Genomic DNA, 20,501 nt, shown 5'->3' on the forward strand with positions numbered 1-20,501 from the left:
ACGCCACCGAGCGTCGACGACGAACCCGTGAACGATCGATCCGAATCCCTCCTCCAACCCCAGGAGCACGTCCTCTCCACCCTGGAGGCCGACGGCAGTCGCAGATGGCTGACGCCGCGCCTGTCCACGGGTCGGTTCTGGCGGCGGCGTCGGGTCGTGGCCTACGTGCTGCTCGCGCTCTACAGCTTCCTGCCGTGGATCCGGGTCGGTGGTGAGCAGGCGCTGCTCTTCGATCTTCCGGCCCGTCGCTTCACCTTCTTCGGCGTGACCTTCCTGCCGACGGACACGGTGCTGCTGGCCCTGCTGCTCCTCCTGACGTTCTTGGGCATCTTTGCCGCGACGGCGCTCTTCGGGCGCGTCTGGTGCGGCTGGGCGTGTCCGCAGACCGTCTACATGGAGTTCGTCTTCCGTCCTCTCGAGCGCCTCTTCACCGGCCGCAAGGGCAAGGGCGGACGTCCGACCAAGCCGGTGGCCGGTTGGCGGCGGCTCGCGATGTACGCGACCTATCTCGTCATCTGCATCCACCTCGCCCAGACGTTCGTGGCGTACTTCGCCGGCACCGACAACGTGAGGCAGTGGATCTGGGGGTCGCCGCTGGCGCACCCCGTGCCGTTCGTCATCGTGCTCGCGCTGACGGTGGCGATGATGATCGACTTCGCCTTCTGGCGCGAACAGCTCTGCATCATCGGGTGCCCGTACGGGCGCTTCCAATCGGTGCTGCTCGATCGCTGGTCGAAGATCGTCGCCTACGACTACCGGCGGGGCGAACCGCGCGGCAAGCGCAAACACGACGCGAGCGTCGAAGAAGCGGCTGCGACGGGGGACTGCATCGACTGCAAGATGTGCGTCGTCGTGTGCCCGACCGGGATCGACATCCGCGACGGCCTGCAGCTCGAGTGCGTCAACTGCACACAGTGCATGGACGCGTGCGACGACGTGATGGACAAGATCGGGCGCCCGCGCGGACTCGTGCGCTACAGCTCGGAGGCCGCGGACGCCGGAGAGGGCGGTCGATTGGTCCGCCCGCGGCCCGTCATCTACGCCTGCATCATCTCGGTCCTGCTCGTCGTCTTCGGCTTCAAGGTCACGCACCGGCCGTCGTCGGACCTGACGCTCATGCGCAGCCTCGGCCTGCCGTTCGTGACGGCTGCCGACGGTCGGATCGAGAACTCGCTGCGCCTCAAGCTGGTCAACCGGACCCAGGAACGTCGCAGCTACACCGTCGAAGTGATCGAACCCGCAGGCCTCGAGGTGGTGCTCCAGGGCGGCCAACGGTTCACCCTGGAGCCCGACGCCACGCTGGTCGAACCCGTGCGGGTCGTCGCCGATGTCGAGTTGTTCGCGCTGGGCCCCGTCGACGGGCTCCTGCGGGTGACCGACGACCAGGGCGAAGTGATCGAACGCGCGTTGCGACTGCTGGGGCCCGGACGGACCTCGGCGGTCGACGGCGTGGACGCAGCAGACTCCCTCGAGGAGGGGACCGAACGATGACGAACGAGCACGAAGGACGACGCCGCGGACTTCCGCGCTGGGCCTGGATCGCCGCCGCGCTGCTGGTGACCCACACGTCCGCGATGATCGCCGCGGTGGTGATCGCGGTCGAGGATCCCAGCTTCACCACCGTGCCCGACTACTACCGGCGCGCGGTCGACTGGGACACGACCCAGGCGCGGCGCGCCGCGAGCGGCGAGTTGGGTTGGGCGTCGCAGGTCGCTCCCTCCGCCCTCGGTGAGCGGCTCGTCGTCACTCTGACCGATCGCGAAGGTCGGCCCGTCGTCGGAGCCGTCGGTGCGCTCACCGCGTTCCACCACGCCGCGACCAAGGAGGTCCGCACCGTGCCGCTCGAGGAGCGCGGGGACGGCATCTACTTCGCGACGCTGGACGTCGGTCGCGTCGGTGCCTGGCAGGTGACGGTCGAGGCCGAGCGCGCGAGCGACGAGCTCTTCTTCCACGAGTGCGAAGTGGTCGTCCACACGAGGGGGGCGGACGCGTGAGCACGCTCCTGCTCGCCGTCGTCGGCGCCAGCCTGCTCGGGTCCCTGCACTGTGCCGGGATGTGCGGCGCCTTCGCCGCGATCGCCATGTCCTCCCGACGTGCCGGAAGCTGCAGCGACGCAGGCGGCTGCGGCCCGGACCTCGACGGCACGTCGGGACGTCCGGCACGGGCCGCGGCCCTGCAGAGCGCGTACCACGGCGGGCGCCTGTTGGGCTACGTGGCGCTCGGGCTCGCCGCCGGGGCCGCCGGCGCGTTGCTCGATCTCGGTGGAGTCCTTGCGGGACTTTCGTCGGCCGCCGCCGTCCTCGCCGGCGCGACGCTGGTCATCTTCGGTGGCGTGGAGCTCGCGCGGCAGTTGGGCCTGCGCTTCGGCGTGTGGAAGCGTCTGCCGCGACCGGCGTTCCTGAACGGACTCGTGCGCCGCGCCACGCGCACCGATCGACCGGTGACGCGAGCGTTGGCGATGGGGGTCTGCTCGGGTCTCTTGCCGTGCGGTTGGCTGTACGCCTTCGTCGTCACGGCCGCGGGGACCGGCGGTCCCTTCACCGGTGCGCTCGTGATGGGCGCGTTCTGGATCGGCACCGTGCCCATCCTGGCCGCGGTCGGCTTCTCGTCGGACCACTTGCGACGCGCCTTCGGTTCGCGCGTCCAGCTCGTCGCGAGCGCCGCCATCCTCCTCCTGGGGGTCGCGACGCTCGTCGGCCGCGTCGAACTCGATGCGACCGCCCTCGCGCGGCGCGTCGAGGACACGGCGGCGGCCCAGGGCCCTTCCGAGACGTCGTCGCTCCCCGATCCCGCGGCGACGCCTGCCTGCTGTGCGCCCGATGGGGACTGAGTCGGCGCGACCGAGCGTGCGCTGCACCCACTGCGAGCTTCCGGTTCCCGCGGATCTCGTGGATCGGGACGGCGGGCCGTCGTTCTGCTGCAACGGCTGCCGGACGGTCCACGCGACCCTGAACGAGTTGGGGCTCGACGGCTACTACGGACTGCGGCGGACGCTGGGGTCGGGGACCGACGTCAAGCCGCCCGCGAGCGGCTCGAACACCTACGGCGTCTTCGACCGCGAATCGTTCGTCGAACGTCACGTGCAGCAGCGCGAGGACGGTCTGTGCGAGGTCGAGTTCCTGCTCGAGGGCGTCCACTGCGCGGCGTGCGTGTGGCTCGTCGAACGCCTGCCGCGCGCGGCCAAGGGCGTCGTCGAGGCGCGCCTGCGCTTGTCCGACGCGGTCGTGCGCCTGGTCTACGATCCGGGCGCCGCGAGTCTCTCGACGATCGCCCGCGCGCTGGACGGGCTCGGCTACCCGCCGCACCCGGTGCAAGGCGAGGAACGGCGCGAGATCGAGCACCGCGCCGATCGCCGTCGCCTCGTGCGCCTGGGAGTCGCCGGTGCCTGCGCGGGCAACGCGATGCTGCTCGCGTTCGCGCTCTACGCCGGAGAAGAGAGCGGGATGGATCGCGCCTACGAGCAGTTCTTCCGTTGGTCGAGTCTGCTCGTCGGCGCCGTCGCGCTCGCCTGGCCCGGACGGACGTTCCTGCGCGGAGCCTGGGCGGCGATCCGAACGCGGACCGGGAACCTCGATCTGCCGATCGCGATCGCGTTGGTCGCGGGCGGGATCGTCGGCGCCATCCACGTGGTGCGCGGCAGCGGCGAGATCTACTTCGACTCGCTGTGCGTGCTCGTGTTCCTGCTCCTGGTCGGGCGCCACGTCCAGCAGCGGCAGCAGCGTTGGGCGGCGGACGCGGTCGACCTCACGCGCGCGTTGACGCCGTTGGCCTGTCGCGCGCGCCGCGGGGACGAGACCGAGTTCTCCGAGGTCGCCGTCGACGAACTCGAAGTGGGCGACGTGGTCGAAGTGCCGTCCGGCGGGCTCGTCCCCGCCGACGGAGTCGTGCTCAGCGGCCGGGCGCGCATCGATCAGGCGCTCCTGACCGGCGAGTCGGAACCCGTATCGGTCGACGTGGGCTCGAGCGTCCATGCCGGAACGCGCAGCGACGGGGCGCCGCTCCACGTGCGCGTCGAGGCCCTGGGCGCGAACAGTCGCATCGGTCGGCTCATGGAAGTGGTCCAGCGCGGACTGGCGGCCAAACCGCCGATCGTGCGCCTGACCGATCGCATCGCGGGCTGGTTCGTGGTCGTCCTCTCGACGATCGGCATCGCCTGCACGGCGTACTGGTGGGCCGTGGCCGATCTTGCGACCGCCGTGGAGCGGACGGTCGCGCTGTTGATCGTCGCCTGCCCGTGCGCGCTCGGCCTGGCCACGCCGCTGACCCTGGCCGTGGCGGTGGGGCGCGCGGCGCGTCGCGGACTGCTCGTGAAGGATGCCGGCGCGCTCGAGCGGCTGTCGCACGCGAGCACGATCGTGCTCGACAAGACCGGAACCCTGACCGGTGGCCGGCCCGAGGTCGTGGCCTGGTGCGGACCGTCCGAGCTGCGGTCGATCGTGGTCGCACTCGAGGCGCGCTCGAGTCACCCCGTGGCGCGCGCGCTCGTGCGGGCCTGCGCGCAGGGACCCGTGCCGGAAGCGACGGACGTCGTGGAGCGTCACGACGGCGGAATCAGCGGCGTGGTGGACGGGCGGACGGTCGGCGTCGGTTCGCCCCGTTGGGCACGCGAGCGCGGCTTCGAAGCAGACGCGGACCTCGCTGCTCGCGCGCTCGAGCTCGAGTCCACCGGACACACGGTCGTCCTGGTCGCGCGGGACGAGAAGGTCCGCGCACTCGCGGCCCTGCTCGACGCGCCACGGCCCGGCGCTCTGGCGGCACTCGACGACCTGCGCGCCGCCGGGCACCGGCTCGAGATCCTCTCCGGTGACGCCGACGGGCCCGTGCGGCGCGTGGCGGATCTGCTCGAGGTCCCGCTCGAGCACGCGCGCGGCGCCGTCGATCCCGAGGGCAAGCTCGCGCGCGTTCGCGAGCTGCGCACGAGTGGTGGGCAGGTCGTGATGGTGGGGGACGGAGTCAACGACGCCGCTGCACTGGCCGCGGCGGACGTGGGCGTCGCCGTGCACGGTGGCGCCGAGGCGAGTCTCGCGGCGGCCGACGTCTACGTGTCGCGCCCGGGCCTCGAGCCGCTCGTCGATCTCGTGGCGATCGCGCGACGCACGATGCGCACCGTGCGGCTGAACCTGGGGCTCTCGCTGGCCTACAACCTGTGTCTCGGCACGTTGGCGGTCACGGGGCACGTGGACGCGCTCGTCGCGGCCATCGTGATGCCGATCAGTTCGGCGACCGTGCTCGCCGTCGCGCTCCTGTCGCTCTCGCGTCCGCTGGGTTCGCACCGCGTCGGTCGCACGGAACCTTTCGACGACGCGGTGCCGGCGCTGCCGAGCGCGACGACGCGAGCGGATCGGACGAAGGAGAACGGGGACGAGTCGTCGCGGCAGGACGAGGTGACCACGTGTCGGTGATCTACATCGTCGTCCCGCTCGCGCTGCTGCTGGCGGGGGCCTTCCTGGCCGCGTTCCTGTGGAGCGTGCGCAAGGGCCAGTTCGACGACATGGACTCGCCGGCCGTGCGGATGCTGTTCGACGACGACGATCGGGTGCGGCCCGACGCGACCGAGAAGGCGACCGAGGACGCCGAATCGCGGTCGCGTCCGTGACGCACGGCCTGCGCGAGAGCGTGCGTCGTCGTCGCTCGAGCGTCGCGAGTCAGCGGTCGCGGAAGTCGTTCCACAGGATGCGGACGACCAGAGTGCTGCCGGCGATCGAGGCCGCGGTGAACAGGACCAGGGCGATCGCGGGATAACCGAGCAGCTTGGGTTCCGCGTCGATCCGCAGCGTGAGCGCGGCACCCACGACCAGCGAACCCAGCAGCACAGCCGTCGCGATTCGGTTCGCGATGCGCTGGAGGCCGACGATGAAGCTCTTCTCGTCCATCACGTCGATCCCGACCTTCAGGCGATTGGTCGCGAGTAGCTCGAGGATCTTGTTCGCTCGCCCGGGCAGTTCCTGCACGAGCTCCTTGCTCTGCAACAGTCCCTGCAGCACCGCCGAGGGCGAGGCCGAGCGTGCCAGTTGCTTGGCCATCAAACGGCTCGCGCGCTTGCGGATCTCGGCGGGAGGATCGAACTTGGGGTCGAGCCGGCGCGCGATCTGATCGAGGTTGAGCAGCGCCTTGCCGAGCAGCGTGAGGCTCTGGGGGACGAGAACGCCAGAGCTGCCGCAGATGCGACAGATCTCCAGCACGAGATTGCCTACGTCGAGCTGGTCCAGGTTCGAGTTGTGCTCGCGCGCCACGAGGTCGCTGATCTTCGACTTGAAGTGCTCGACGTCCAGCGCCTCGTCGCGCGTGTCGCCGATGTCGAGCGCGATGCGAGCGACGTGGTCGCCCTTGCCGTCCCCGATCGCGATCAGGAGCTCGAGCAGGCGCAGTCGCAGGCCCTCGCGCACGCGGCCGATCATCCCGAAGTCGAGCAGCGCCAGCTTGCCGTCGCTCGTCACGAGCACGTTGCCCGGGTGCGGATCCGCGTGGAACATGCCGTGCACGAGCACTTGGTCCAAGTAGGCCCGGAACAGCTCCTTCGCGAGCAACGGCCCGTCGATCGCGTCGTCGCCATCGGCCGCGCCCTCGGCCAGCGTCGAGGTCGGACGCCCGTGGACGAGCTCCATCGTCACCACGCGCTGGGTGCAGAGGTCGTCGACCGGCGCAGGAACCACGATGTGCTCGTAGTTCGCGAGGAGCGTGCGGAAGCGGTGCAGGTTCGCGGCCTCGCGTCGGTAGTCGAGTTCGGCCGTGATCGAGTCGCGGAAGCTGTCGACGATGCGCGAGAACTCGTAGACACGGCCGAGATCGGTGTACGCGTCCATGAACGCGGCCACGTCGCCCAGCATCTCGAGGTCGCCTTCGATCAGCTCGCGCATCCCCGGTCGCTGGACCTTCACCGCGACCTCGCGTCCGTCCTTCAGTCGCGCGCGGTGGACCTGCCCCAACGAGGCCGCGGCGAGAGGTTCGCGTTCGAAGCTCGCGAACGCCTGATCGATCGGCTGTTCGAGTTCCTCCTCGACGATCGCGGCGATCTCCTCGTAGGTCACGGGCGCGACCGCGCTCTGCAGGCGCTCGAGCGCGTCGAGGTAGGTCCGGGGCAGCAGATCCGAGCGCGTCGAGAGCAGCTGCCCGAGCTTGACGAACGTCGCGCCCATGCTCTCCAGGTCGTCCGTCAGTCGGCGGGCGCGTTCGGAGGTCTCGTGGGCGGTCTCCTTGACCTCGATGATGCGGTCGAGGCCGGTCTGACGGACGAGGTCCGCGCGGCCGTGGCGCAGGAGAAGGGCAGCGAAGTCGCGGTAGCGCTTGATGCGTTCGGGGCGGAAGGAGAGGCGCATGGCCGCGAGTGTCGCGAACTTCCTTCCGACTGTGGACCCGCGCGCCGGGAGAATGCGCGGGGCGGGAACCGATTCCTCGGCCAGCGCTCGGGTCGGCGTCCGCGCTCGATCGATCAGGACCGGATGCAGATCCCCTCCGACGAGCGCGACGGACCCGAGCGCTGGCCGCTCGTGACACTCGCCCCGACTCGACTCCTCGCCTGGCCGCGCTGGGAGCGTCCCGACGCGCTCGAGCGCCTGGTCGCCGTTCTCGAGCCGGCGATCCGTGACGGATTCGCCGCCGTCGTTCTGCGCTTCGATCCAGAGGAGGACGGCCTGCACCTCGACAGCGACACGGCGCTCGAGCGCTTCTTCGCGGCCTGTGCCGATGCCTTCGGCGATCCGTCCGCCATCGAGGCCCTGGTGGTCGACGTCCCGCTCGTGCGCGGCGAGCTGCGTTCGCTCGCGGCCGCGGTCGACGGCCTGGTCGACGTGGGGGATCGCGATGCGCTCGAGTTGGCGCGTATCGGACTCGCGCCGCTGCGCACGGCCGCGGAGGTGGCCACCTGGCGCACGCGACACGGTGAACCTGGCAGTCTCGCGCCCTGCCTGCGAGCCGCGTTGTGCGAACTCGTCGAGGGCACGGCGCTGTGGTTGGGCGGCCCCGACGAACGCACCGCTCGCGACCTCGCGGCCAGTCTGGAAGGGGTGATCGGAGACGACGCGCGACTGGTCGTGGCGGCACCGGGGCGCGCGGCGCGCGAGGCGCGCGGTGTCCTGCTCTCGTCCTCGTTGGCGCCGGTGATCGACTGGATCGACCTGGACGCGGTGTCACTCGCGAGGGCGTGGACGGAGCCGCTCGAACTCCTGGTGCTCGACGGATCGCGCGGCCTGCCGCCCTTGCGTCGGGCGCTCGACGCGTGGCGTTCGCACCTCGCCCTGGGTGCGAACGTGGCGCTCGTGAACGACGGCGGCGAGGGACGGGAACTCCTCTTGACCGAGGGACTCCGCCTGCGGTCGACCGATCGTGGGGCGGCGGTCTTCGCGGCGCCCGAGCGCCCCGACGCGCGACTCGCTCGTTGACGGGCGGAAGAACGTCCGCCCCAACGGCGCGGCGGGCGACCCGCGACGTCGTGTCGCGAATCGCCCGCCGGGCTCGTCGGGCGCGCGGACCGCTCGGTCCGCCGCCCTGGTCCGTCGACCGAGATTAGCCGCGCACGGCGGGCTCGGCCTCGGGCTCAGCGGTCTCTTCGAGCGAGTCCAGCATCATCTGGACGGCGTCGCGCATGCGCTCGTTCTCCATGCCGAGCTCGAGGGCCTTGGTGCCGAGTCGACGAGCGCCCTCGGGGTTGTCGAGGTACTCGGCGTACCACCTGGCGCCGTTGCCGCACATCTCGCCGACGAGCGTCGCGTTCGAGATGTTGCCGCTCTCGAGCAGGGCTTCGAGCTTGTCGAGGCAGGGCTGGAGCTCTTCGATCGACTGGACCGAGAACATCTCGCTCTGGACGCAGAGCTCGAGCAGGCCTTCGGCGTTCTCGGGATCCAGGCGACGAGCCATCGCGGTCATCTCGGCCGAGGCTGCACCGTTGGTCAGGAGCGCACGCAGCGCCTTGATGCGCATGGCGGCGTGGGCGTCGCCCTCGAGAGCGACGGCCTTCTCGACGTAGGCGACCAGGTTGCGAGCCGGGGCGGCGTCGCCCATCTCGAGGTAGGCGTCGACGATCGTGGCGAGCACCGCGGGACGCTGGGCTTCCTCGGCCGCCTCGTAGGCCGTGCCGAGCTCGCGCACGCGGGCCAGGGCGGCTTTGCCGGCGGTGGTGATCTCGGTCAGGTGCGTGACGTAGGCCTCGGGGCCACCGGCCTGGTACCCGGTCTGGGCGTAGAGCTCTCCGTCCTTGGTCATCAGGAGGATGGTCGGGAAGCCCTGGATACCGAACTGCTGTTGGACCTCGGCGTTGCGCTCGGGGTTCGGCACCTTGGCGCGGGCCTCTTCGCCGTTCGGGAAGTCGAGGGCACAGAGGACGAAGTGTTCGTCGGCGTAGGCCTTGAACGCGTCCTTCGAGAAGACCTCGTTGTCGAGTCGGATGCACCAGCCGCACCAGTCGGAGCCGGTGAAGTCGACGAGGACGTCCTTGTTGGTCTCCTTCGCGAGGGCGAGGGCGGCGTCGTAGTCGGCGACCCAGCCTTCACCGGAAAGGGTCGTGAGCGGGGCGGCGATCCCGGTGGAACCGAGGACGAAAAGGGCGGACGCAGCCGCGCTGAAGATGGTCTGCATGGAGCGGGTTCGTTCTTGAACGAAGAGCGCGCTCGAGGTCCCGGCCTGGAAGGCGAGGGAGGCCCCGCAGAGGGGCTCGGAGCGCGCGAAACGAATGACGGGGGGCCGACAGGGCCCCGCGAAGCGTGCCAGCCTACGCAGGCTCCAGGGGGCTGCGACGATCGAGGGCGTGGAAACACCGATCGGGGGACCTCGACAGCGAGGGCGCCTCGCTGGCGGGGTCCGGATCGGCGCGCCGGCCCGCCCCAGAAGGGTGCCCCCCTCGTGGCCTGCCCGCCGTGGCTCGGCCCCGGGCCGCTCGCGGCGCGGGTGGTGACGCCGTGGTCCTACTGGGCGACGCCCTCGAAGCGCACCTTGAACGGCGAGGGCAGGTTCGGGGCGTCGTGGGTGAAGCTCACGGTCGTCGTCCTCGAGCCCGCTCCCGAGTACGGTTGGAACCGCACTTCGAAGACGAGTTCGACGTCGCCACCCACCATCGGATCCGCGAGGTTGGACGGCATCAGGCGGCGCATCTCGTTGGACGTCAGGGCGTGGAAGCGCGGTTCGATGTTCGCAAGGCCCATGGGGCAGAGGTGGCAGTAGCTCATCAACGAGCTCTCGCCGCACACGACCGAGGTCTCACACCCTTCGTAGCAGCGGTCGATCGGCGGGCAGTACTCGTGGGTGTGCTGGGAGCCGAAGCCGTGGCCCAACTCGTGCGCGAGGACCGAGTAGTCCCAGATCAGGGGGTCCGGCGCGCCGGTGAACGTGCCCCAGTTGATCGAGCCCGTCAGATCGCCCGAGACGCCGAAGCCGAAGTCCTGGTTGCCAACCACGTCCACGTAGGCGACGCCGCCACCGAGGTTGTCACCCGACAGCATGTGGACGAGCTCCGCCGCGACGGGCCAGGAACCGCCGAGGGCCGGGGCGTAGGCCTCGCGCACCGCGGCGAGCATCGACAACGCATCGGCGTCGAACTGCGGCACGAACGGATCGCCACCGGGATAGACGTTCAGTTGGACGACGTCGATGCGGCACTGCAGGTGGCGTTCGAACAGGTCGGACACCGACGACATCAGTTGGTTCGTGTAGTTGATCGTCGCGGGGACCGAACCGAAGAGGTCGTGGAACTCCGTGTCGGTCTCGAGGATCAGCCGGATCGCGCGCGGCGACCAGGCTCCCGTCGGGACGCTGGCGACGTCGGGCGCGGCGCCGATCGACGGCGTGTCCTGCGCGGGAGCGGAGACGTTCATCGCGCTCGCCGCACGCTCCGTCGGCGTGAGTCCGATGGCGCTCGCGCAGCGCGGGAGGTCGAAGCGCTCGAGTCCCTCGGGCAGGTACTCGTCGAACAAGAGGCGCACGGGCGCGGCGTCGGGATCGCTCGCGGGTTCGGACACGACGTGCAGGGTCGGGCCCAGGGCCGTGAGGCGGATCCATCCGCGCGAGCCGTGGCACGAAAGTCCCAGGAACGCGCGTGAGTGCGGGTAACCGGCGACTGCACCGCGCCAGAGCGTGGTGTCGAGCTCGAGCTCGCCGACGGTCGTCGGAGCACCGTCGATCGTCAGCACCGCGGCGTCCGTCAGCGCGGAAGGGACCGGTTCGAGCTCGAGCGTGAGCGACTGTTCGCTCGCTGCGCCACGTGCCGGCCACGGAACGTCGGTCAGCGTGAGTTGCGGCGCGGCCTTCAAGGCCGACAGCGCGTCGACGTCGGGTACCAGCGCACCGGGTGCGGCGAGGTCCGCCGACGTCCGCAGGTACGGCCAGGGGCGCACGGTGGGTGCGTTCGCCACCGGCAGCGACGCGGGCAGCGGTGCCGGGAGCGGCGTCCCGTTGACCTCGACGAGTTCGATCTGGAAGTCACCCGCGTCCCCGTTCAGGACCGGCGGCTCCCACTTGAAGGCGTTCGCTCCCAGGTTCTCGATGCTGATGCGCACGGCGGACGAGCTGCCGCCGAGGGGCGTGTTCGCGATGGTGACGAGTTGGTTGTTGGCGAGCACGCCGCCCGACGCGTCGGTGGCGAACGCGAACGCGCCCGTCTTGGGCTCGTCGTCGGCGATCTCGACCGTCAGCACGGTCGGTCCCGCGAGCGCGGCGCCCCCCGTGGCTCCCTCGATGCGCAGTCGCACGCTCTCCGGCGGCTCGACGTCGGAGTCGTCGAGGATGTCGAGGACGACCGAGAGCTGGTCACCGTCGACGGCTCCGATCGGGAACTCGAGCCGCTGCGGCGGGAAGGCCGTGTAGTCGACGCCCGAAGTGGCGCTGCCGACCCCCTCGTCGCTGACCAGGATCGATACGGCCTCGGTCAAGGGTCCGAGGCTCGAGTTCAGCGCGACGCTCAGCGTCTGTGGACCTCCGTCCTCGGCGAAGTTGAGGTTGCTGATCGAGAACGAGACCGAGAGCGGCGGAGCTTCGCCACCACCGCCGCCACCGCCACACCCAGAGGCGAGCGCCGACACGAGTCCGGCGGCGGCGAGCGCGCCGAACGAGAGGAGGGATCCGGGCGCGTGCGCGCGTCGCGGTGCAGTTCGAACCATGGTCGTCTCGAGAGGTGGGCCGTCGACGCGCCCGGCAGGTGGATCGCGTGACGCATCCGGCGCTGGCGACTGTAGTCCGCGACCTTCGAGGGGTCGCGGGCACTTCTGGCAGTCCATCGGTCGCGCGACCACGGACGGGCCACCCGAATCGGCGCGGCGTCCCGCGGGTGGACGTGAGGTCGCCCCGGCCGCTCTGCCGTTGGGCGGTCGTGTAGCGCCCGGCACGGGATCGGCGGTCCCTGGCTGCCCAGGGCCGCCCTCCACCGGTCCCAGGACGGGGCTCCGGCGCCGCGCTTTCCGGGCCCCTGGTCTCAGGTCTCTCGGCGGGGGTGGCCGATCGGGTCGGTGGAGCAACCTGCCCGTTTCCCTCGGGCGTACGAACCGTGACCCAGCACAAGCGCACCAAACGCCTCATCAAGTCGGGCCTCCAGCTCAAGCTGATCCTGACCTTCGTCGGCCTCGCCTGCGTGGCGTCGCTCTTCGAAGTCATCCTCCTCAACCGGGCCGTGACGTTCGTCGCGACGCAGATGCCGCGCGACGGGGGCATCCTGCTCTCCGAGCTGCCGGGTGTGCTGCGCACGTCCGTGTTGCTGTGCCTCGGAGTGCTCGTTCCGGTCACGATCGGCGTCGGTCTCGTCCTGACGCACCGCATCGCAGGTCCGATCTACCGCTTCGAGCTCTACCTGCGCAGCATCGTCGACGGCGAGCAGGTCGGCCGCTGCAAGGTGCGCGAGGGCGACGAACTCCAGGACTTCTGCGAGCTGCTCAACGACGCCGTCTTCACCCTCCACGGCGAGACGCGCGAGGCACGCGAAGAGGTCGAGCGCCTGCGGGCGACACTCGCGAAGCACGGCATCGACGCCGACGCGGTGGACGACTCGGAAGCGTCGGGCGACGACGTCGCGCCGCTGCGCCGCGTGGCCTGAGCGACCGCTCGGCCTCGACTACGGCCGCCCGAAGAGCGCGCTGCGGTAGTAGCGCAACTCTTCGATCGACTCCTTGATGTCCTCGAGGGCGCGGTGGAGTTCGCGCTTGCGGGGCACGTGCTCCATGACCTCGGGCCGCCAGCGGTAGGCCAGCTCCTTCACGGTCGAGACGTCCACGATCCGGTAGTGCAGGTAGCCCTCGAGACGGGGCATGTAGCGGCCGAGGAAACGGCGGTCCTGCCAGATCGAGTTGCCCGCGAGCGGAGCCGTACGCGCCTCGCAGTGTTCGCGCACGAACGCCAGCACCTGCTCCTCCGCGTCGGCCTCGCTGATGGTGGAGGCCCGCACCCGTTCGGTGAGTCCGGAGGCGCCGTGGTGGTCGGTGTTCCAGCCGTCCATCGCCGCGAGGAGCTCGTCCGGCTGATGGACGACGAGCTCGGGGCCCTCGGCGATGATCTCGAGGTCGGAGTCCGTGACGATGACGGCGATCTCGAGGATCCTCTCGACCTCGGGATCGAGGCCGCTCATCTCGAGGTCCATCCAGACGATGGGATGCTTGGCGACGGGCATGGCGAGCGATTCTAGGGGACCGGGGCGTCCGTGACGATCACGTGGAGGCGTCGCGCCCCCTCGTGGGATCGGCACCGCACCGCTAGCATTCGGCCGGTCCATGTCCGGACCGCCGCCAAGGAGACCTGACGTGATCGACCACCGCTTGCTGCTCTGCTCCGTCCTCGCCGTCGCGGCCGTCGCGACTCCCTCGAGCGCGGTGACGGCGCCGTTGCCCCCAGAGCGTCCGGTCCTCACTCGGCTCGCCGCCGACGCGATCGTCTGGGACGGGACCTACGACGAAGCCGTCGAGCGCGCGCGCTCCGAGTCGAAGGTTCTCATGGTCGCGGTACACCTGGTCGGAGAGCCGGCCAGCGCGAAGATGCTGAAGGACGTCTACACGGACGACCGCGTCGTCGAACTGTCCGCGTCGACCGTGAACCTCGGCACCAGCAACGCCTACCAGGGCGACGACGAAGCGTACCTCGAGTACTTCGGGGCACCGTCGCGCGAGGCGGCGCGGAAGACCGACATCGCGGTGCGCGAACAGGTCCTGAAACCGGACGCCGACGGTTTCGTCATCGCGCCCCAGCACGTCTTCCTCGGCCCCGACGGTGCCGTGCTCCTGTCTGTGCCCTACGCCATCACCGCGGCGGAACTGGAGTGGTGCCTGGTCGAGTCCCTGCACCGCGTCGACCCCGAGTCGAAGGTGAAGTTCGGCAGCCGCGCCCGCGCACCGCGCCGACTCGTGTTGGACGGCGTCCACGACGGTGGTGGGGGACCCGCCCCGGTCGCTCCGCCCGATGCGGCCGAGCTGAAGAAGCTCCTCCACGAGCTGGACGATCTCGAGGGCGGCGAGTTGATGACGGCTCTCGGTCGCCTCGCCGCTTCCGACGACCGCAGAGCCGTGAAGGAGGTCGAGAAGCACCTGCGCAACGCGCGTCCGCAGGGTGAGGGCGTCAACAAGCGCAAGCTCCTGCGTGTGATCGGCGAGGTGTCGCCCGAGGAGTACTGGGAGATGGTTTCCGACGAACTCGCGCACAAAGTGCTCGAGGTGCGCAACGAAGCGGCGGTCGCTCTCGAGCAGTTGGGCGCGGCGAAGGCCGAGTCGCAGTTGATCAAGTCGCTCGGTCGCGAGAAGGAGCCGCGCGTCCGCAAGAACATCGCGCGCGCTCTCGGCGCGAGTGGGTACGACTCCGCGAAGGCCCTGCGCGAACTCGCCCGCGTCGCGAAGAAGGACGACGACAGTCTCGTGCGCGTCAACGCCATCCTGGCGATCGGTCGCTCGACGCCGAACGACGACGGGCGCGAGTTGCTGGCCGAGACGCTCGCCGAGGGCGACGAACGCGAACAGGCCGCGGCTCTGATCGCGATGGTTTGGTCGCGCGATCCCTTCTGGAGGGAGTTGCTGCCGCAGCTCCTGCTCGAGGAACCGTTCGACGAGGAGCTGACGGGTCCGCTCGACGCCGACGTCCTCGCAGCGCTACGGACGGCGGCGCGGGCGCTCACCGGGCGTGCGGCCACGGCGTGGACCACCGCGCTCGACGTCTCGGCCGGCGGTTCGATCGAGGCTCTCGCGCCGCACGTCACCGACATCGGGGGCGACACGGTTCCACGCCGTCGGTTGTTCGCCTCGGCGACGGCGGACGCGCCGAGCGGCGACTAGGGGGCGACCCGATCCGGCACTCGGCGCCGGGGGCGAAACTCCCGGGATCGGGCCCCAATCGGGTGATTCGCGTCACGCGGGCGCGCGCGCTCCGACCGAACGGAGTTGGCTCGTGCGACGTTGAGCGGTCGCATTCGGGCGCTTGAAGGGTGCTTGGTCGTCAACTGGCGAACGTGCGCGCGTGTCGGACGGCGCCCTTCGGACCGTGGCGGACGGTGTCGAGGGATCGGCCGCGACCCGGGCGACGGGCGTGGACGACCGCTCGACGCGGATGACCGATTGTTCACTCTTCGAGCGGCGGAGAGAGTGTGCCCCACGGATCGCGTGGGTGCTACACACTGAATGCACTCGCGAAGGCACCTTCGCCAGCCTGCCATGGTTCGTACCGCCCCCCTCGTGGTGGGTTCGGTCCCGAGCACGGATCTCGACCCCACCAGTCGGCCCTTGCGCGCTTCGTTCGCGAAGCGCGGGGGTGGAGATCGTGCTCCGCGCGCTCGCACGCGCGCGTCGACCTGTGCGCGATCGATCGCGCGCACCGAAAGGTGGGACGAACGGTGGGACGAACGTGAACGCGACGGCGCTCGCTGGAACGACGCGGAACCTGCGTCGCGGCGAACGTCGTCACTTCGGCCCGCGCCCACATGAGAACGGCGCTCCGGACTTCTGGGCACGCGCGCAGCGTGGTGAGAGCTGGGGGGCTCGATCCGTCCGCTGTGTGCCCTCTGCCCGGAGCACCCAGGGAGGGCCGGTCTGGCAGGGCCGGTCCTCCCGTCTTTCGTTCTCGAGTTCGCGGGCAGATCGCGCGCGCGCCCAAGGTGGCGACCCGCCGTGCCTAGCGGTCGAACTCGTGGAGTCGAGCGGCCCAGGCGCGCGTGCGTTCGCGGTCCGGGCCGAGCGCGAGGTGTTCGGCGAAGAAGCGTTGGATCGAACCTTCGGGCCAGTCGTTGGCGGTCAGTCGGCCGTACTGCACGAACGGCGCGCAGGTCACGTCCGCGGCCGTGATCGTGTCGCCGACCAACGTGTCGGCCTCGGACAGGCGCTCCTCGATCTCGGCCGTCGCCGCGTGCAGAGCTGCGCTCGCCGCGGCGCACTCGCTCGCATCCACCGACGGTGCGAAGAACTGGCCGAAGATGCGCCCGATGCAGGGCTGGATCTCGGTGCGGACGCGCAGCTCGGCTCGCTCGATCGCACCCATCGTCTGGCGATCGGCGCTGAAGAGCCGCGGCGTGTCGGGGAAGTTGGCGTCGAGGTAGCGCAGGATCGCACCGGAGTCGAAGAGCCGCACGGTGACGCCCTCGCCGAGCGTGTGCTCGATCGCGGGGGTGAGCGGCTGGCCCGTCGCTTCCAGGATCGGCGCGCGGTCGGCGGGATCCACCGGGACGCGCTCGTAGGCGATGCCCTTGTAGCCCAGGGCCAACCGGACCTTCACGTTGTTGGGGGAGGGGGCGAGGTCGAAGAGTCGCAGGCGTGTCATGTCGAGGGCGGGTGTGGTTGGACGAGCGTGGGCGGTCGCGACGGATCGAGGGGGGCGAGCGCTGGACGAGGCGGGTCATTGAACAGCGCCGGCGCTCCGCGAGCGAGTGTCCCGCACTTCCGCCGGCGCCTTCCCGGGTGGCTGCGCTTGCAACCCGGCCGCCGAAGGTTTCCTCTGTCGCGGCCCGCGTTCCCCCGGCCCGCCACTTCTTCATGTCCTTCGAGTTCCCCTGCTTCGACCCGGTCGCTCTCGACCTGCCCGGCCAACTCGACGTTCGCTGGTACGGACTGACCTACGTGGCGGGCTTCCTGTGCGCCCAGGTGGTGCTCACGCGGCTCGCGCGCCGGCGTTTCCTGCCGCTCGACGTTCCCGCGGCGGCCGACCTCCTGTTCTGGTCGATCATCGGCGTGCTCGTCGGTGGCCGCGTGGGCTACGCGATCTTCTACGACCGGGCGCTGATCGACCCGATCCGCATCTTCCAGTTCTGGAAGGGAGGGATGTCGTTCCACGGTGGACTGCTCGGCGCGTTCCTCGCTCTCGTGCTGTTCGCGCGCAAGCACCAGGTGTCGTGGCGGCGCGTGGGAGACGCGGCGGTACTCGCGGTGACGCCGGGCATCTTCTTCGTGCGCTGTGCGAACTTCGTGAACGGCGAGCTGTTCGGCCGCGAGACCGAGCCCACGACGTTCGGCGCCATGCGCTTCCCGACCGATCCCGTGGCCCAGGCGAACCTCGGACTGGCGGGGATCGACGACAACCGCACGCGCGAACTGGCGCTGCAGTACGCCTGCGGTCACCGCGACTGGGAGTCGATCGCGCCGGACCTGGCTCCGTCGACGACGGACGCCGCCGGCCGCGTGGTGGCGCTCGACTGGGAGGCGCTGCGCCCGAACCTGGACTGGGAGCGCGTGCGCGAGCTGGTGCCCTACCGCCATCCGTCGCAGCTCTACGAAGGACTCGCGGAAGGCCTGTTGCTCGGGCTCGTCCTGTTCGCCCTACTGTGGCTGACCCGTCGGCGCCCGCTGGGAGCCGGTGCCTACGGCGGCGTGTTCTTCATCGGCTACGGCATCGCGCGCAGCGTCCTCGAGCTGGTGCGCCAGCCCGACTCGCAGTTCGTGTCCGCGGCGAATCCCGACGGCACGGTGTTCCTCGGACTGACGATGGGGCAGACGCTCTCGTCGCTGATGGTCCTGTTCGGGCTCTATCTCGTGTTCAGCGCGAAGCGCGCAGCCGCCCCGACCGAGTCCAGCCCGTCGCAGGCCGGCTGAGCGGCCCAGCGGCCCAGCGGCCCAGCGGCCCAGCGGCTGAGCGGCGGAGCGGCGGACCGACCCGACGGGGTCGGGGCCGGGCTCGGGGGGCTGGGCGCGGGGCCGTCGGCGCGGGGCCGTCGGCGCGGAGCCGTCGGCGTGGGTTCGCGTGATCGGTTCAAGAGCGGTTCGAGGGCGGCCCGATCCAGGACGGGTCGCGTTCCGCGCGCGGCTTCCTCCGATCGCCCCGGATCGCCCCCAGCCCGATGACCAGTTCACACCCCCGAACCTCTCGCCCGACCCAGCTCGAAGGGATCGAGACCGTCCACGTCCTCGTCACCGGCGGCGCCCCGTTGGTGCAGCGCGGCGGTGGCGTCGGACGCGCCGTGGCCGCCCTCGATCCGGCCGGCGCTTGCCGAGCACTCGCCGCGCTGCCGGACGCGGACGCCGACACGACGATCCAGGGCCGCGCCGTGGACGAACTCGCGGACTGGCTCTGCGAACACGGCGTCAGCGAGATCCTCCTCCACGCCTCGGGCGAGGTCGAGATCGTCTCGCTCGACGGTGGCGACGACTTCGCGATCGACGCGGTCACGGGCCGGGCGAACGCGTGCCCCCTGGTCATGGTCGTCGATGCGGGGAACCGCCCCGAGCGCGACGCCGAGTCGGGCGGTGCACTGCTCGAACTGCGTCGCGAGCGCGTGCGTTCCGGCGAGTTCTCGGCCCTCGCGCTGGATGCTTGGATGCTCGCCGACATGGACATCTACGTGCCCTGTCACCCCGACCTGCTGAAGCGCGAGTTCTGGCCGCGCTTCCAGAAGTCCACCGGACCGAACGGCGAGTCGTCGGCCGCGTTCGAGTTCTTCACGACCATCGAGGCCGCGGCCCGGCGCGCGGGACCCGGTGCGCGCGTGATGGCGATGGGCGGGCGCGAAGCACTGCGCTGGGCCTACGCCACTCCGTTGACCCTCGACTCGGTCGTCGTCGATCCCGACAGCGACGAGCCCATCGTGATGGGGCGTCAGCGCGTGCTCGCGGCGCTCTTCCCGGCCGTCCTACCGTTCAACGGCGTCGAGTCCCTGCCGGGGTTCGATGCCGGTCAACTGACGTCGTTCCTGCCGTTCGAGTCGGACCTGTCGCTCGTCACCGGGACGCTCCTGCGCGGCTGGCGCGAGTTCATGGGTCCCAACGGACCGACCGGCGACGACACGAAGCCGTTCGCGTTCACGGGAAACGCGAGCTTCATCGAGGCGCTCGCGTCCAAGGGCCACGATCTGAAGAACGCGATCACCCGTACCGAGACCCCGCCCTTCGAACGTTGGCTCGCGCTGGGCTGTGCGAGCGGCGGCGTGGTCCTCGACCCGACGCGTCCGGCGCCGCTCGTGCTGGACCCTGTGCGCCTCTTCCTCCTTTCGCTGTGGGCCGATCGTGACGGGTCACTCGACGCCGAGTCCTTCGTCGATGGACTCGCGCGCTCCATCGCGAGCGGTGCGCTCACCGAGCCCTGGATCGCAGCGGTCGCCGCGCAGTGGCCGACGTGGGTCGTGGGCGAGAGCCAGGACCGTTCCATCGCGACCGAGACCCGGCCGTGGATCGCGACCGCGGAGGGCAATCTCGCCCTGTTCGCGAGCGAGCAGCGACTCGAACGGTTCGTCGCCGCGGAGCGCGAACACGGGCGACTGCGCGGACCGTGGCGCCCGCGGACCTTCGTCCAGTCGGTCGAATCGGACCTGTTCGACCTGGCGCGCACCGAGTACCACGGCTGTGCGATCGATCCCGCCGGAGTCGACGTGCGTCTAAAGGGTGCGCGCCTGGATCGGGCGACGAAGGCGCTGCACGACCTGCTGCGTCCGCGTCACATGCGCGACTGAGCGCGCCGGTGCGGCCGCGATCGACGCGGCGTGCTCAGTAGCGTCCGGCCAGCACCGGCTGTACCAGCTCGCGCTTGATCCCGTCCGTCTGCCAGCGCGCGGTCACCAGCACCGGGAGCAGCACCGCGCTCGCGGAGACGTCGTTCGCGTCGATCGCGCCGTCGAGGTCGAGGTCGCGCGGCATGCCGACGAACACGCCCAACTCGCTGTCCGTCACGGTCTCGTCCGTGATCGGCCGGATGGTCACCACGCCGCTCGCCGCTGGCCAGGGGACGAGGTCGGCGACCGGAACGGTGCTCGTGGCTTCCAACCGTTCGATCAGCTCGCTCGCCCACGAGCCCTCGGTCGTCGTGGCCCAGACTCCGACCTCGCGGGCCGTGTCGCGTACCCGCTCGGCCACGGCCGTCACCGCAGCGCGCGCGCGGTCGTGGTCCGTGGCCTCCAGTTCGATGCGGTCGGTCGCCAGAGCGGTCGACGTGATGGCGAGGACGCCGACCGCGAGGATCGAGACGCCGACGGTGGCTTCGAGCAGGGTGAGTGCCATTGGGGTGCGGGGGCGCGAACGGCGGGCTGGTCGGTGGATCGGGCGGGGCGCTGGGGGCGGTCACGCCGCTCGGAGCGGCGGTGCCTCGCGCGGGTCCTTGTCGACCGCTGGGGGGCGGGGGGTCGAGTTCCCGTCGCGCTCGAG

The 20,501-nt window shown here is 70.7% G+C and carries 16 protein-coding genes; 10 read left to right on the forward strand and 6 right to left on the reverse strand.

From position 1 onward, the window contains the following. Nucleotides 1-27 precede the first annotated feature (27 nt). Genes ccoG through ccoS form a run of 5 tightly spaced genes read left to right on the forward strand, consistent with a single transcriptional unit; the run spans nucleotide 28 to nucleotide 5,596 of the window. On the forward strand, nucleotides 28-1,491 hold the full coding sequence (gene ccoG, locus Pla163_RS05955) for a cytochrome c oxidase accessory protein CcoG (protein ID WP_145185043.1): 1,464 nt from the start codon (nucleotides 28-30) through the stop codon (nucleotides 1,489-1,491). Beyond that, nucleotides 1,488-1,994: a FixH family protein gene (locus Pla163_RS05960; protein WP_145185046.1), complete on the forward strand. Its 507-nt coding sequence runs from the start codon at nucleotides 1,488-1,490 to the stop codon at nucleotides 1,992-1,994. Before ccoG ends, Pla163_RS05960 begins: the two co-directional genes overlap by 4 nt. Next, nucleotides 1,991-2,830 carry a sulfite exporter TauE/SafE family protein gene (locus tag Pla163_RS05965; RefSeq protein ID WP_145185049.1) on the forward strand — a complete coding sequence of 280 codons (840 nt, stop codon included), beginning with the start codon at nucleotides 1,991-1,993 and terminating at the stop codon, nucleotides 2,828-2,830. Before Pla163_RS05960 ends, Pla163_RS05965 begins: the two co-directional genes overlap by 4 nt. Beyond that, nucleotides 2,820-5,402: a heavy metal translocating P-type ATPase gene (locus Pla163_RS05970; protein WP_419186367.1), complete on the forward strand. Its 2,583-nt coding sequence runs from the start codon at nucleotides 2,820-2,822 to the stop codon at nucleotides 5,400-5,402. The genes Pla163_RS05965 and Pla163_RS05970 overlap by 11 nt, the downstream gene beginning before the upstream one ends. Beyond that, nucleotides 5,399-5,596, forward strand: a complete 198-nt coding sequence (gene ccoS, locus Pla163_RS05975) for a cbb3-type cytochrome oxidase assembly protein CcoS (RefSeq protein WP_419186368.1) — start codon at nucleotides 5,399-5,401, stop codon at nucleotides 5,594-5,596. The genes Pla163_RS05970 and ccoS overlap by 4 nt, the downstream gene beginning before the upstream one ends. A gap of 49 nt (nucleotides 5,597-5,645) precedes the next feature. On the opposite strand, the gene Pla163_RS05980 is transcribed toward ccoS, so the two are convergent. Next, nucleotides 5,646-7,316: an ABC1 kinase family protein gene (locus tag Pla163_RS05980; protein WP_145185058.1), complete on the reverse strand. Its 1,671-nt coding sequence runs from the start codon at nucleotides 7,314-7,316 to the stop codon at nucleotides 5,646-5,648. 123 nt (nucleotides 7,317-7,439) lie between these two features. Between Pla163_RS05980 and Pla163_RS05985 the strand changes: the two genes are divergently transcribed. Then, complete coding sequence (locus tag Pla163_RS05985) at nucleotides 7,440-8,378, forward strand: hypothetical protein (RefSeq protein ID WP_145185061.1); 939 nt, start codon at nucleotides 7,440-7,442, stop codon at nucleotides 8,376-8,378. Between the two features lie 124 nt (nucleotides 8,379-8,502). Here Pla163_RS05985 and Pla163_RS05990 read toward each other — a convergent pair whose 3' ends face one another. Together Pla163_RS05990 and Pla163_RS05995 are read right to left on the reverse strand one after the other, a co-directional pair. After that, nucleotides 8,503-9,570: a thioredoxin family protein gene (locus Pla163_RS05990; RefSeq protein WP_145185064.1), complete on the reverse strand. Its 1,068-nt coding sequence runs from the start codon at nucleotides 9,568-9,570 to the stop codon at nucleotides 8,503-8,505. A 326-nt stretch (nucleotides 9,571-9,896) separates the two neighbouring features. Then, nucleotides 9,897-12,083: a M12 family metallo-peptidase gene (locus tag Pla163_RS05995; protein WP_419186369.1), complete on the reverse strand. Its 2,187-nt coding sequence runs from the start codon at nucleotides 12,081-12,083 to the stop codon at nucleotides 9,897-9,899. Nucleotides 12,084-12,466: 383 nt separating this feature from the next. Between Pla163_RS05995 and Pla163_RS06000 the strand changes: the two genes are divergently transcribed. Continuing rightward, nucleotides 12,467-13,009, forward strand: coding sequence for a hypothetical protein (locus Pla163_RS06000; RefSeq protein WP_145185071.1), 543 nt, complete (start codon nucleotides 12,467-12,469; stop codon nucleotides 13,007-13,009). A gap of 18 nt (nucleotides 13,010-13,027) precedes the next feature. On the opposite strand, the gene orn is transcribed toward Pla163_RS06000, so the two are convergent. Further along, nucleotides 13,028-13,579 carry an oligoribonuclease gene (gene orn, locus Pla163_RS06005; protein ID WP_145185074.1) on the reverse strand — a complete coding sequence of 184 codons (552 nt, stop codon included), beginning with the start codon at nucleotides 13,577-13,579 and terminating at the stop codon, nucleotides 13,028-13,030. 130 nt (nucleotides 13,580-13,709) lie between these two features. Here orn and Pla163_RS06010 point away from each other — a divergent pair, with 130 nt between their 5' ends. Next, nucleotides 13,710-15,224, forward strand: coding sequence for a HEAT repeat domain-containing protein (locus Pla163_RS06010; protein WP_419186370.1), 1,515 nt, complete (start codon nucleotides 13,710-13,712; stop codon nucleotides 15,222-15,224). A gap of 832 nt (nucleotides 15,225-16,056) precedes the next feature. Here the strand turns inward: Pla163_RS06010 and Pla163_RS06015 are convergent. Next, complete coding sequence (locus tag Pla163_RS06015) at nucleotides 16,057-16,698, reverse strand: glutathione S-transferase family protein (RefSeq protein WP_145185080.1); 642 nt, start codon at nucleotides 16,696-16,698, stop codon at nucleotides 16,057-16,059. Between the two features lie 212 nt (nucleotides 16,699-16,910). Between Pla163_RS06015 and lgt the strand changes: the two genes are divergently transcribed. Both lgt and Pla163_RS06025 read left to right on the forward strand, forming a co-directional pair. Next, nucleotides 16,911-17,963, forward strand: a complete 1,053-nt coding sequence (gene lgt / locus Pla163_RS06020) for a prolipoprotein diacylglyceryl transferase (protein WP_145185084.1) — start codon at nucleotides 16,911-16,913, stop codon at nucleotides 17,961-17,963. 245 nt (nucleotides 17,964-18,208) lie between these two features. Beyond that, on the forward strand, nucleotides 18,209-19,813 hold the full coding sequence (locus Pla163_RS06025; RefSeq protein ID WP_145185088.1) for an SseB family protein: 1,605 nt from the start codon (nucleotides 18,209-18,211) through the stop codon (nucleotides 19,811-19,813). A 34-nt stretch (nucleotides 19,814-19,847) separates the two neighbouring features. Here the strand turns inward: Pla163_RS06025 and Pla163_RS06030 are convergent, their stop codons facing one another. Further along, the gene (locus tag Pla163_RS06030; protein ID WP_145185091.1) at nucleotides 19,848-20,357 is read right to left on the reverse strand and encodes a hypothetical protein; all 510 of its coding nucleotides are present in this window, start codon (nucleotides 20,355-20,357) and stop codon (nucleotides 19,848-19,850) included. Nucleotides 20,358-20,501 lie beyond the last annotated feature (144 nt).

This window comes from Rohdeia mirabilis (assembly GCA_007750655.1).
GTDB lineage: Bacteria > Planctomycetota > UBA1135 > UBA1135.

Bases quoted from the DNA above. Each gene is read 5' to 3' on its own strand.
- Pla163_RS05960 (WP_145185046.1), top strand. From the start codon at position 1,488: ATGACGAACGAGCACGAAGGACGACGCCGCGGACTTCCGCGCTGGGCC.
- Pla163_RS05970 (WP_419186367.1), top strand. From the start codon at position 2,820: ATGGGGACTGAGTCGGCGCGACCGAGCGTGCGCTGCACCCACTGCGAG.
- Pla163_RS05980 (WP_145185058.1), bottom strand. From the start codon at position 7,316: ATGCGCCTCTCCTTCCGCCCCGAACGCATCAAGCGCTACCGCGACTTC.
- Pla163_RS05985 (WP_145185061.1), top strand. From the start codon at position 7,440: ATGCAGATCCCCTCCGACGAGCGCGACGGACCCGAGCGCTGGCCGCTC.
- Pla163_RS05990 (WP_145185064.1), bottom strand. From the start codon at position 9,570: ATGCAGACCATCTTCAGCGCGGCTGCGTCCGCCCTTTTCGTCCTCGGT.
- Pla163_RS05995 (WP_419186369.1), bottom strand. From the start codon at position 12,083: ATGGTTCGAACTGCACCGCGACGCGCGCACGCGCCCGGATCCCTCCTC.
- orn (WP_145185074.1), bottom strand. From the start codon at position 13,579: ATGCCCGTCGCCAAGCATCCCATCGTCTGGATGGACCTCGAGATGAGC.
- Pla163_RS06015 (WP_145185080.1), bottom strand. From the start codon at position 16,698: ATGACACGCCTGCGACTCTTCGACCTCGCCCCCTCCCCCAACAACGTG.
- lgt (WP_145185084.1), top strand. From the start codon at position 16,911: ATGTCCTTCGAGTTCCCCTGCTTCGACCCGGTCGCTCTCGACCTGCCC.
- Pla163_RS06025 (WP_145185088.1), top strand. From the start codon at position 18,209: ATGACCAGTTCACACCCCCGAACCTCTCGCCCGACCCAGCTCGAAGGG.
- Pla163_RS06030 (WP_145185091.1), bottom strand. From the start codon at position 20,357: ATGGCACTCACCCTGCTCGAAGCCACCGTCGGCGTCTCGATCCTCGCG.